The following is a 12419-nucleotide window of genomic DNA, read 5'->3' on the forward strand; positions in this document are numbered from 1 at the left end:
CCCAGCGGAAGATAATTTGGTTAAATCAAAAAGATATTGCGCGCGCATAAAAGGAACAGACAGCTTCTTTGAAATCCATAGACGCAACCAATTTACACAGGGAAACACGCCCATATGAGTACAAAGAAACTGCGGGTACTGGTTGTTGCTGAAGCCGCAAACCCTGAATGGGTGAGTGTTCCCCTTGTCGGTTGGTCGCTGTACTACGCACTGCGAGATGTCGCGCATGTCCACCTAGTGACACAAATACGAAACCGCGAAGCAATAGAGCGGACGGGGCTACAAGAAGGCATTGATTTCACGGTCATAGACTCCGAGACATTGGCACGACCCATGTGGAAAATTGCTAGTGTATTGCGTATGGGTGAGGGGAAGGGCTGGACCACGACGACAGCGATTAGTGCCATCATTTACCCCTATTTTGAAAAACTCGTTTGGAAAAAGTTCGGCAGCCGCATTCGAGAAGGAGAGTATGATATCGTCCATCGTATCACGCCTCTTACTCCCACGACTCCAAGTTCTTTGGCAAAACGATGCCTAAAGGCGGGCGTCCCGTTTGTGCTAGGACCGCTCAACGGGGGTGTGCCGTGGCCTCAAGGTTTTGATGCTGAGCGAAGACGAGAACGTGAGTGGCTATCCTATGTGCGAGGAGCCTATAAACTCCTGCCGGGGAGAACAGCAACACTGGCGTCCGCAAGTGCTATTTTGACGGGATCACGATACACTGAAAGCGAGATTCCAAAACAGTTTCAAACAAAGTGCATTTATATTCCTGAAAACGCTGTAGATATGACGCGGTTCAACCAAATCGCCTCTCATTCGGGCAAATTACCTTTGCGTGCATGTTTTATTGGGCGCCTCGTACCGTACAAAGGCCCTGACATGTTAATCGAGGCCATTGCTCCATTTCTTGCAGACGGGAAAATGAAGCTGGATGTCATCGGTGATGGTCCAATGATGTCTGATTTGATAGAGACCACCGAGAACCTTGGAGTCAAAGAATCAGTATCTTTTCATGGTTGGGTTGAACACAAGGATGTTCAAGACATAGCGAGTAAATGCCAGTTACTGACTTTTCCAAGCATCCGCGAGTTTGGCGGAGGCGTGGTATTGGAAGCAATGGCAATGGGACTTGTGCCAGTCATTGTGGACTATGCTGGACCGGGCGAACTACTTGTGCCTGGAACGGGCTACAAGGTCCCGATAGGATCTCGCGACGAGATAGTCGAGCGCTTTCGAGATGAGCTAGAGAGCATTTTAGATAATTTGGATGAACTCGTGGTAGTATCAGAAGTAATAAAGGAATACGTCAAAAAACACTTTACCTGGCAGGCCAAGGCAGAACAGATAAGCGATGTTTATGATTGGGTTTCCAAACGCTCTATCGATAAACCTATTCCGTTCCCAGCGAAACTACACACCGCTGAGCAAAAAACATGAAACCTTGCTATGTATTTCAAAGACCAATTCTAAAATGTTGAACACTCTGTTCCAGACAACTGATCACTAACCGACAATCCCCCAAATGCTCAGGGCAGAACCTGCCGAAAACCACCCTTCTCGCCCCCTGCCAAGTTTTGGCTGACATAGTTGCGCGCTGCATAGAACGCGTCTCCGCCATCGCAAAAAAGATCGTAAGTCGCTCGGAACTTTTCAGTCCGGGAGATTTGATCAGAAGCGGCATCTAGATAACCGGAAAGCGGCACCCATTCGGAGGGACATTGTCCATCGGATGGGAAAACTGGGAACACATCTGGCGGGTTCTCCCAAAACACGTTGTTGTTGAACCCATGCTGATTGGGCACGTCTGAACGGTAGCCATCGTCGGGCGCATGAGCCATCTTCGTCCAATTCAACCCAAGCAAATCCAGAACTTCATGATCGTAGGTCATACGAATGGCACCAGCGGCAAACACGCCTATGGAAGGCTCGCCTGGAAGTTCGTTCAGCTTTTCTCCAAGCTTACGTCCCGCATCGGCGATCGCAAACTCTATGATCATATTGCCCTTCGTTTGCGCAAAACGGACGCCAGACACCAAAGCCGTCACAAAGAACGGCACAATCAGCAGGGTTGAAATCTGCCACTGCGACCGATTTTCGGGAACCCAAATCGCCAAACCGGACACAATGACGGGCAAGGCCAGAGGCAAGAAATACAAAAACTGCCGATGCGATCCGAAGTGATCTCCGCCAAGTAAGGTATAGACCATTGCACCGCCCACGATCAGATAGGCTGACAGCCAAAAGACCCCCTTTTGCGCCCAATTTCCACGTGACACCAACACTGCACCAGACAGGCAGAAGCTGACGAACAACAAGACATTCTGAGGTTCTTGCAAATAGGACAACACATAGCGCGCACCGAGTTCAACTTGAGCCAGAAGGTCATTCGAGGTTTTGGCGTAGAAAGTGTTGGGTACTGGAAAACCGAAATAACTCAGCCGCCAGACTGTTGCCGCGGCAAAGCTCCCTGCACCTGCCAATCCGATCACAAGCCCGGTCAACAGACCTGGCACACCAAATATCAGCCAGCGAAATACGTAAAAACCCGTCAGCGCCGTGGTCAGTGCGATCCCTTCAGGTCGCGTCACAGGCAACAGCGAAGCCAGCAATACAACCCCCACGATCAGACCACCACGCGGCCCTATCCGGTCGATCCGATATAGCGACCACACCAAAAGCGCGATCACCATAACCCACAGCGTGACATCCATTAGCGACCAGATCATCCAACCGAAGAACGACGGGAAGGCCAGAAAGGCCGTGCCCGTCAGAAGGGCGGGGCTCGGACCGCTGTCAGCTGTCAACTCTCGGGCGATCCGCATGGCACAAAAGAGTGTAACCCATGTGAACACCGTGCAAAGCGCGGCCAGACAGATTTCAGGCGCTCTTGATACCCAGAAGACCGCCGCATTGATCAGAGTCCAAATAAGTGACGTCGAACCTTCGACCCTCTCACCGCCGATATTGTAGACATACCCATGTCCCGCAGCGAGGTTACGACCATAAACTTGCGTGATGTTGGCATCGTCTATGCCGACTGTTGGCATCAGAACCCAGTATGCCAGAGCTGCGCCCAACAGGGTAATCAAGAGCGCCACAAGCGCCGTCAGTCCATAGTCCGCACGTGAAGAATAGGCCATATGTCAATGCTCTAGCAAAAGTTCGATTTCCTTTGAAATTTCTGCGTCCGTTAGAACGTTCAAGTCTGGGTGGGTCGGGAAATTGATCAGGCGCTCGTAGATGGCACTAACTTGCTGTAACGGTGCAAGAGGTGGGTATTGCCGGGCGATATCAACACCAAGCTTCAGTGTGGCAAGACGAGCGTGATCAATTGAGCGCGGCAACAACACGGGTAAGCTATTGGTGACCGGGGCTCCATCCGTTGGTAAAAGCGATGTAGCGCCCGCGGCTTCGAAAAGTGCGACAATGCGAGCGCGCTGTTCTTGATAGCCGGGTTTCCACTTGGCAACGTTTGCGAGCCGTGCTATCAGAAAAGCGCATGAGATGTCAGAGATCTTACCATTGTTTAGCCAGTATTCTGGTGCCTCTGGCATCCGGTCGTAGTTGATCAGCAGGCGCAGGAACTCTGCCACAGAAGCTGGCGACATCACCATTCCTCCTTCACCCAATCCATAGGGTTTCGTGTGGTGCAAACTAAAAACCTGCCACGGCCAAGGCGGAATGTTGCGCGCCACCCCCGCTGCGTTGTCTATGATAAGTTGCTTTCCAGTTTGCTTGGCATAAGCGATGAACCGGTCAAAATCTCGTGCCAGACCAAAAGGATTAGTCACGATGATGCCGTCAAAACTGTCTGACTCCAGCGTTAGGAGTTCATCCAGGTTCAAAACGCCCTGCTGGTCGCAATCGACGAAAGCCATTTCCGAAAAGTAACCTCGCCCGAGGTTCTTGAAGCTGAAGGCAGATCCAACCCACCTCAGCTTCGGCACTCCAGCGTCAGCCGCCAGAGCTCGCGCGGCCATCTCAAGCCCAATCCCCGCATTAGCACACGGCGTCAGTGTCAATTCCGGGCCCAGCGACATATGGGTGGAGTAGTCGGCAACCAGTCGATCATATAGAGGTCCAAAATTGGCCCATTGGTTCATATCCGAGCAAGTTTCCAGCAAGCTGGCGACTAAGGACATGTCCGGATCCTTCGCCTCGACGAATTTCACAGCCAAATGCGGCGCGGTTAACCTACGAGCCCTTTTCTCAGCTTTTTCCATCCCAAATCCATTAAGGGTCTTACCAAAACTTGGCGGCTCTTCAATTTTGCGTACATCTCGAGGAATTTGCTTCAAAGCCTTTCCAATAGACGCTTCAGACGATCCGGTTCAACTTTAAAGCCGTTGTCGACCGGGTCTCCGACAAGGAAAGCGTAAGACAAGCCGAGCCTGTCAGTAAACTCCTTATACACCATCGAAAAACGATCTGGTGGCTGTATGATCAAAAATGAACCGCTATTTGCAACGGAAAAAAGCGCGTGGGCGATATGGCTGCCTTCGACACCGGCAACAACACGAGCTCCCATAGACAGTCGGGTAATTTCTTCCCCACCCATTTTGTCAGGGTCGATGATCACAAAGCCCTCGGCCTTCAGTTCTCGGGCAATTTCTACCTCATTCACCAATTCACGATGTTCGCCACCACGCCCTCGCATGATGTAGACACCTCGCCGATACGGGACGGGACCATCGCCAAACACAAATCGACGCGCCCGCTCCCGAAGTTCCTGATACCTCGCTGCCCGAAATGCGTTTTGCCCAACATCTGAATAAATCGTTAGCTTTTTGACACGGCCACGCGCAACCACAGGCGGTGCCGCCATACCAAAGACCTTTCGATATCCTTCCTCGTGCCAGCGGGGTAACGCGCTCAAGGTGATTGGATGATCACGCGGCCCCGGCAAAAGCTCCATCGGCAGGTTGTCCCACATGAAGTGTCCGAAGTGCTCACTTCCGACCCTACAGGTCACAAGTTGTGCGCTGTCCAGCTCACGCCATTCGCTCTGGGGCGCTCCAAGTAGTCCATTGTTGCTCGCTCCATAGCGCCCCCTCAAACCGCTCTTGTAAAGATATGCCCCAGAGATCAATACATCAGACATCTCGTAAGACAGCGTCGGTCCGTGATCCATAGGCGCGCCTTTGATCAAAACCTGTTCGATATCCCAGCTACGCCAAGGCGCAATTTTTCGTATTTTTTCAAGGTCTGCTTCCGAATACACCGCAGGCTGGCTTGAGGAGCGTTCACCCGGAGCCAGTTCGTGAACACGATTTGCATTGCTCAGGAAGTCACCTCCGCGCCCCCGCATCAATCGCGCGGCGATCCATCGCATTTTGACAGTATCGATCACCACAAAAACAATCCTTTTCGGTTGGGATCCCAGTACTTTAAAGCTGCGCAGCCAAATCTTGACAAGATCATCAAACATACGGCGATCAGGCGAGGGTCGGTCTCTGGAAAAAACCGATCGCAAGTGAAGGACATTTTGTCAAAAGGTTTGACCTTTTCGATCCATCTGGAAGGACCATCTTCGTCCGCGTCGGGTAATATCAAATTGTATTTTCTCATAAATTTTCGAGCTGTCGCCGTGACTTCCGCTTTTTGGCGAGAGGGTTTCCTAAACTGTATTTTCTCGCGCCAATTCATCACCACTCAAACACTGGAGAGAACAGATGCTGCAAGGCCAGGGCTGTGGTTATGGTTACGTGGTTGTTGTCGTGATATGCAGCTTTTCCGTCTTTCATCGCTGAACAAATGTTGCCCATGCAAAATTCAGGCCAGGTCTCTAGAAGTGTGACAGTAGGACGGCCTAGTACGGGTTTGAGCGCTTGGTTTGTATTGTACATCCGTTGTTCCAAATCTTTGCTGTGAACCAGTGTACGGGCCAGAAGTTCACCATCATCCATACTGCGCAGCGCAGTGTCGCGCGCCAAAAAATATGACAAATAATTTGAAATTTCTGGCGGATGTTCCAAGACGAACACCCTTTCAGATCTTCTCTCCAGTTCAACAATAGTAGAATAAAGCGCTTTTGCAAAAAGTTGTGGCTGATCATCTGCAGAAAGCCCATCAATTGCTGGAAACAATTTGGTCGTTGTTTCTGCATCCAAACCAACGCCCCTACCCTCAATGTGATATGCCCAACGGCTCACCAACAGCACCGCCTTGAAATCCGGTAGTTCCTCCAAGCCTTGCTGAAGAGACATATTTGCGGTTTCGCATTTCCTATCTTCCAATTCTGGCTGAAAGCTCTCGTCCTTCCCAAGCCCGAACACAGGTGCGCATCCAAGTTGCCAAACGACCAATGTAGGCACACCAGCCGATCTTGCCGCCGCCTCTAGTCCAGCTGACAAAGCAACAACATGGCTGTCGCCCCAAATTAATACTTCTGGATCACCTTCCGGGCCGATGTGGCAAACGGTGCTGCCTGGAAACGCGTAGCGCTCTGAGATGCGGCAAGTAGGTGTATCCCATCTGAAATCCTGTGAAGCTTCAATATGGGTCCTTACCTCGTGGGGGAACCGCTCGACCACCCCATCGCCAAGATAGATCGCAGCACCACCGCCGAGGGTGATCATTGAGGCTCCGGCAGCCCCCGCCAAGAGAGCCTTGGGTTTCAAATTCCCAAAACGAACAGGTTTTTCAACGAACCGCAAAGACGCCCAAGCCAATATCACCGAAACCCCGATCAACAGCGCGCGCACCAGCAGGCTCAATTCCTCACCTGAATAGTATTTGGCCAGCATGATGACCGGCCAGTGCCAAAGGTAGAGGGAATAGGAAATCAATCCGATAAAGACGAGTACAGGATGGCGCAAAGCCCGATTGACGGGATTGGCGTTTTTGCCGTTCCCAATGATCAGAACTGCGCCCAAAACCGGTGCTAGGGCCCAGATCCCGGGAAAGCTTTCCTCGGAAGGGGTCAGCGTCACGGACCCAACAATCAGCATCAGGCCGATCCAACTGACAAGCGGGTGTAAGGACCATTGCCAACCGTTGCGATGCCCAAATATAGCCAGGCAAACACCAGCAAGAAGTTCCCAGGCCCTGAATGGAAACAAATAGAAAGCCGCAGGCTGGGACAGGTATGTGACGCGAACGCATGCCACCAATGACACCAGCGCCAAGGCAACCAGAATGATCGGCAACCATTTCCGAACATGCCGTAAAAGCAGAAGAAAAAGCGGCAAAACGATATAAAACTGCTCTTCCACCGCCAGCGACCACGTGTGCAACAACAGCTTCTCATCCGCTGCCGTGTCGAAATATCCCGCTGACAGGTAAAAATAAACATTGGACATATAAACAGTAGAAGCGATTAGCTCTTTGCCGAGTTCTTGAAACTCAAACGGCAGAAATACAAACCAGCCGAAAACAAGACAGCTGATCGCCATCACGAAATAAGCCGGTGCCAGTCGCCGTACCCGGCGGAGAAAAAAATGGTCCAATCGAACCCTACCCGTCTGGGTGAGTTCCGACCAAAGCAAACCGCCAATCAGAAAACCGGAGATAACAAAAAAGATATCAACCCCGACAAATCCGCCACCCAAACCGGGGAACGAAAAGTGGAAGAACACAACCGGCAAGATCGCTAATGCGCGCAATCCATCGATTTCACGTCTGTAGTCAAAAAACGAAGACGACATAATTTGTCCCCAAAAGTACTCAAAACTAAATGATCGTTACACTCAACCTTTCGAAACAAACCGAAACCAAGCCGCATTCGTTTGTCGCCAGAATTTGTTCAGAATGCGTCGACTACGTCGCGCCAAAGTATCTGGTTCAGTTTACGCTACGGCAATTCAGGGCTGCAAGCATTGTTTTAGGGGCCTTTTCAACGGCACGCTTTTAACTCAGGGCTTCACACCCCAGTCCCGCGGCGAAATCCTCTGGGTTTCAAGTACATGATGCATTCAATCGATCCACAAACAGCTTTCCAAAAGCCGTATCTTGACCTTGGAAACCTCTAGAACGACCGCACCACGCCGGGTACGCTTTGATACAGTAGTTAAGTGGCGAGCTGTTTCCAGCCTAAAACAGAAACAATCAGCGGCATCGACCTTTGAACGATCTTTGCACACTGGCATCTAGAGGGCTCAAGCATGTATGCCAGAACCACTCTGGATCACTATTCTTATTTCAATTGCAAAATATCTGGCGTTCTGCGTTCCTCAGCATGGCCAGTGCGAAACATTCAACCTAAACTCAATTCCAATACAGGTTCTCTCGGGGGAGTATATCCAATACTAGTGACGCAGTTTGAGCGGAAATTTCGTATGCAGGCTAAAAACCAACATGATGCCTATCTTGCAAGAAGGCATTTCGGTTCGCTCGACGGGTTTAGGTGCCTATGCATCGCGGCGGTGTTGTGGCACCACAGTCCCCTCTTCGATCCGGGTCAGGAACCGTTGCGCTTGTTGGATCGCGGCTTTCTTGGGGTGGACCTTTTTTTCGTACTAAGCGGGTTCTTGATAACAACGCTTCTACTGCGCGAAGAGGCCCGTAAAGGGCAATTTTCTATAGCTGGCTTTTACTGGCGTCGGACGCTGCGGATCCTGCCAGTCTATTTCCTGATCGTGACAGGGTTGTCTATCTACTACATCGTATTCAAGGGCGAGACCCAATATGTGCCATTGGTCAAGTTCTACTATTTTTTCATGGCCAACTTCCTAGTCGAAGATATCCCATTGTTGGCACCAACATGGTCGCTTTCGGTCGAGGAACAATACTACCTTTTATGGCCGCTAGCCCTACTTTTGACTCTTCATATGCGTTATATCCGCGGCTGGCTTCTGACAGCGGCTATTGTATTTTGCGCCTATGCCCAGCAATGGGGAATGTGGCCGGGCCCGCTGCGCACCGAAAATGCAGTCTGGGCGCTGCCGGGAGCGGCCTATGAAGCAATCCTTTTGGGTTCTTTGCTGGCGGTAATGTTGAATAATCGTCGCGGATTCTTGGCTTTGTCACGCAGCCTTGGTGGTCGTTGGAGCGCGCTGGCGTGGCTTGGTGTGTTGATAGTTGCTCTGGAATTCCTACCGGTAGACCTGACAGGCTGGCCACAGCTCGTTGTGCATCTGATCATGGCCTTCCTGCTAGGGTCGCTAGTCGTACGAGAGGACAATGCGTTGTCCCCACTTCTATCGCTACGATCCATTGCCCGTGTAGGGGCGATCAGTTACGGTATTTATCTATATCATCTTATCGGGTTGGATTTCGCAACTAGGGGACTGACGTTTTTCGGCTTCTCCGTAGGTGATCCAAGTTGGTCACTGCTGGTCACGCTGGCTTATATTCCGATCTCTATCGCAATTTCCGAATTAAGCTTCAGAACCTATGAAAACTACTTCCTGTCATTCAAGCATCGAAAGCCATTCCTCGGCTTGCTGCAGAAACCCTGATTTCCAAATCAAAAGGGCGGCAGAGGAACACTCTACCACCCCGAGGATCTGAGTGGTCGGCTCAACCAATCATGAAAACCAAATCGGTTTCGTTGTAGATCTCCGTTGGCAGACTGTCGGAATGCGGGTCGTGACCATCTGTCAAGGCCGCCCAAAGAGCTGTGGGATGGTCGTCCATATCACTCTCGTCACCGACGTATGACATATTCACGTTGCCCGATCCCTGTGTCACCGACAGGGTGATCGTATCACTCACGTAGTCGACCACCAGATCGGCGTCTTGGTTGCCTGCCAATCCATTGAATTGCACATCGGTGAACTCTCCGATAATCTCATCGACTGACAGCAACTCATACGTGCCGTTCGAAAGGCCAGAAAGGCTCAGTTCAAGCGTTCCCAGACCAAGGTTCGCGCCCGAAGCGACATCCGTTTCGTCCCCGAAGGTACCTGAACGGAACTCCCTGATCCCGCCAATGTCGCCATTCTCGGCTGAGAAGGACAGCGTACCGTCTTCGGCAAGGCGCAGCACGGCGGTGTCGCCAGTTTCTCCATCGAACCCAACCCTGGCGCCGGTACCCTCCACATGAAGGATCGCACCAGCCTCGACATCGTAGTTAGCACCATCTGTGGCCAAAATCGCCTGACCATCCGTGACGGTAGTCTGGGTATTCCCGCTCATATCACCGGTATTGACCAAACGGCCACCGTCGACATTGATCTCGAGTCTATCCTCGTCACTGTAACCGTCCATCCACAATTGACCGACATTGGAAACCTGAATCGCGCCACCATCTTCACCGACAGTGGTGTCGCCAGTGACAGTCAGCCTGCCGTTGCCAACAGTCAGTGTACCACCTTCACCCAACTCGAGGTTTGCAATGACACTTGTGCCACCGTAGTTGACCCAATTGCCGCCCAGATCGACACTATCGCCGGCAACGCTGCCAGGTAGGTCTTCGGTCGTCCAGTTAAGCCTGTTGTCCCAGCGGATACCATCGCCCAAATCGTTGGGCACAAACCGCGCGGTTTCAGCGATGACGCGATCCTCCACGGCCAATCCAAAACCTGCTTGGAAGAAGTCGATGATCAGGTCAGCATCCACATAGTGATCAAGCTCGCCTTGGGCTTGAGCCCGCAGAAACGCCACCAGATCCGGAATATCTGCTGTCGGGTCACCAAGAAGCTGCTGAGTGAAATTCTGAATCGTCGTCGCATTCAGGACATCCGTGTTGAGCCCATCGACGTTCTGGTCTGGTTGCGCTTCCCGTGCAGCAGCCCAATTATACACGATGGTGTCGTCATAGAACGGGTTTTGGCTATGCTCAACTGGGTAGGCCGCCCATTCTTTGTAGGCAAGCTCATCCGGATTGTCGGGATTGGCCAAGTGCGCGATGATGTTGTCTATCATCGTTGTATCCAGACCGAGGTTGTGAATCCCTATAGAGTGTCCAGCAGTGTGTGCTGCAACGTGATAGCCTGCAGAGGTCACGACATTGTCTGCAAAAAGCGTATAGTTGCCAATGTACCCAGAGCCGTCCCAATTGCCTCCAGCAAAGTTGCCTGCAGCGTTGCTGTTTGCGAGGACGTTATCTTCGATGAACCCGCCGGAACGGATCATCATCGCATTGTTTGACGCATTCATCGAAATATTGTCGCGGAAGGTTACATCCCAGTTGTTATAGTCAATGTAGACGCCGTGACTAAACACACTCGGAGGTTGGCCGCCAGAGGCTGACAAATTCGGATCATAGTCTGGAGCAAAGCCATTTTGGTCAAATAGCGTGTTTTGGATGAGAAGGCCCTCAACATTGCTTATCAAGACCCCGGTTGCGTATTCGTAGCCAGTCCAAGAATTGCCTTCAGTTGGTGACGTCAAATAGACATCTGTGACCGTGGAGTTGTTCAAGGTCACGCCGTTGGCGTTGTCGATTAACAGGGTGTTGCTATTGATGTCCAAGTTATCGAACAACAAATGAGACCCGGATAGAGACGTGAACCCACCTGTCACCTCTAGATCAGAGAAGACAATGTAGTCGCTTTGATCGGCTATGATTGAGATGTTGTCATGAAGGGTTGGGCGGTCCCCGTCACCATAAGCGGTAATATGGATCGGATGCAGCGGGCTCTCGCCTTGCGTACCCCATTCAATGATGCCACCCAGGCCATCATATTCATATCCCCGCTCAAACAAGAGCCAGTGCGAAGAAGGCTCTGAACCGGAACCCGTAATCTCACGCCACAGCATCATCCCGGCTTGACCGTCCAGCGCCATACCTTCACTGCTGCCGTATTCAGGATTGTTAACAAGCCATTGCCCCGTAATCTGGTCAGCACGCAGTCCCTCAATAGCAGCGATATCCGAGATGCTCAGTGCGTCAGCACTGCGCGAAACATAGACTTCGCGGTGATTGTCGCCGTGCTCGACCACGACATTCCCGTTCTCATCCTGCTCGAGCATGTAGTGATCACCTCTACCCCAGCCATCACCCTGCGTGGTCGGTTGCACGTTCACATTGCTGCTATGAACTTCGCTGGCACCGCCTGCATAAGTGACTTCATAGGTAAAGTTTATCTCACCCGAAAACTCGTGCTCGTGGCTCATCACCAGCGCCAGCGTATTGTCCGGGTTCACGGTAAGGTTTCCGTGGTCCGGACCTGCCAGAATAGAGATACTTTCAATGGCTTCGCTATTTTCCACCTGTAGCGTTGTTACACGACCGCCGACCACTGAAAAAGTTGAAGACACATCTGCAGGTGGAATGCTACCCCCATCCGAGCTGTCATCCTGCCCCCCCGGCGTCGGATCAATCGGGTCTTGTAGCGGTGGCGCATCCACAACGGGCGTCTCGACCGGAGCATCGTCCACCGGGGCCTCTGCCACGGAGTCTTGTACCGGTGGCGCATCCACAACGGGCGTCTCGACCGGAGCGTCGTCCACCGGGGCCTCTGCCACGGGGTCTTCAACCGGAGACGACGTGCCGTCCTGGGGATAGGTGACATGATCTCCGGTCAACACGG

General features: G+C 51.9%; 7 protein-coding genes. 2 read left to right on the forward strand and 5 right to left on the reverse strand.

Annotated elements, in window-relative coordinates; translation table 11 throughout:
* The first annotated feature begins 114 nt into the window (after nucleotides 1-114).
* Nucleotides 115-1440, forward strand: a complete 1326-nt coding sequence (locus ACR0B5_RS21715) for a glycosyltransferase family 4 protein (RefSeq protein ID WP_480543391.1) — start codon at nucleotides 115-117, stop codon at nucleotides 1438-1440.
* A gap of 89 nt (nucleotides 1441-1529) precedes the next feature.
* On the opposite strand, the gene ACR0B5_RS21720 is transcribed toward ACR0B5_RS21715, so the two are convergent.
* From ACR0B5_RS21720 to ACR0B5_RS21735, 4 genes are all read right to left on the reverse strand, one after another.
* The gene (locus tag ACR0B5_RS21720) at nucleotides 1530-3143 is read right to left on the reverse strand and encodes a hypothetical protein (protein WP_480543393.1); all 1614 of its coding nucleotides are present in this window, start codon (nucleotides 3141-3143) and stop codon (nucleotides 1530-1532) included.
* Between the two features lie 3 nt (nucleotides 3144-3146).
* Nucleotides 3147-4301, reverse strand: coding sequence for a DegT/DnrJ/EryC1/StrS family aminotransferase (locus tag ACR0B5_RS21725; RefSeq protein WP_480543395.1), 1155 nt, complete (start codon nucleotides 4299-4301; stop codon nucleotides 3147-3149).
* Nucleotides 4298-5431: a glycosyltransferase 61 family protein gene (locus ACR0B5_RS21730; RefSeq protein WP_480543396.1), complete on the reverse strand. Its 1134-nt coding sequence runs from the start codon at nucleotides 5429-5431 to the stop codon at nucleotides 4298-4300. Before ACR0B5_RS21730 ends, ACR0B5_RS21725 begins: the two co-directional genes overlap by 4 nt.
* A gap of 217 nt (nucleotides 5432-5648) precedes the next feature.
* Nucleotides 5649-7649, reverse strand: a complete 2001-nt coding sequence (locus ACR0B5_RS21735; protein WP_480543398.1) for an acyltransferase family protein — start codon at nucleotides 7647-7649, stop codon at nucleotides 5649-5651.
* Nucleotides 7650-8279: 630 nt separating this feature from the next.
* Here ACR0B5_RS21735 and ACR0B5_RS21740 point away from each other — a divergent pair.
* A complete protein-coding gene (locus ACR0B5_RS21740; RefSeq protein ID WP_480543400.1) occupies nucleotides 8280-9401 on the forward strand; it encodes an acyltransferase family protein in 1122 nt (373 codons plus the stop codon).
* Between the two features lie 61 nt (nucleotides 9402-9462).
* Here ACR0B5_RS21740 and ACR0B5_RS21745 read toward each other — a convergent pair whose 3' ends face one another.
* Entirely contained in the window at nucleotides 9463-12339 is a 2877-nt protein-coding gene (locus ACR0B5_RS21745; protein ID WP_480543402.1) for a right-handed parallel beta-helix repeat-containing protein, read from the reverse strand.
* Nucleotides 12340-12419 lie beyond the last annotated feature (80 nt).

The organism is Ruegeria sp. AG1, from assembly GCF_056541705.1.

What these genes read in the sequence shown, in the direction of transcription:
- ACR0B5_RS21715 (WP_480543391.1), top strand. Translation starts at nt 115, where the DNA reads ATGAGTACAAAGAAACTGCGGGTACTGGTTGTTGCTGAAGCCGCAAAC.
- ACR0B5_RS21720 (WP_480543393.1), bottom strand. Translation starts at nt 3,143, where the DNA reads ATGGCCTATTCTTCACGTGCGGACTATGGACTGACGGCGCTTGTGGCG.
- ACR0B5_RS21730 (WP_480543396.1), bottom strand. Translation starts at nt 5,431, where the DNA reads ATGTTTGATGATCTTGTCAAGATTTGGCTGCGCAGCTTTAAAGTACTG.
- ACR0B5_RS21735 (WP_480543398.1), bottom strand. Translation starts at nt 7,649, where the DNA reads ATGTCGTCTTCGTTTTTTGACTACAGACGTGAAATCGATGGATTGCGC.
- ACR0B5_RS21740 (WP_480543400.1), top strand. Translation starts at nt 8,280, where the DNA reads ATGCAGGCTAAAAACCAACATGATGCCTATCTTGCAAGAAGGCATTTC.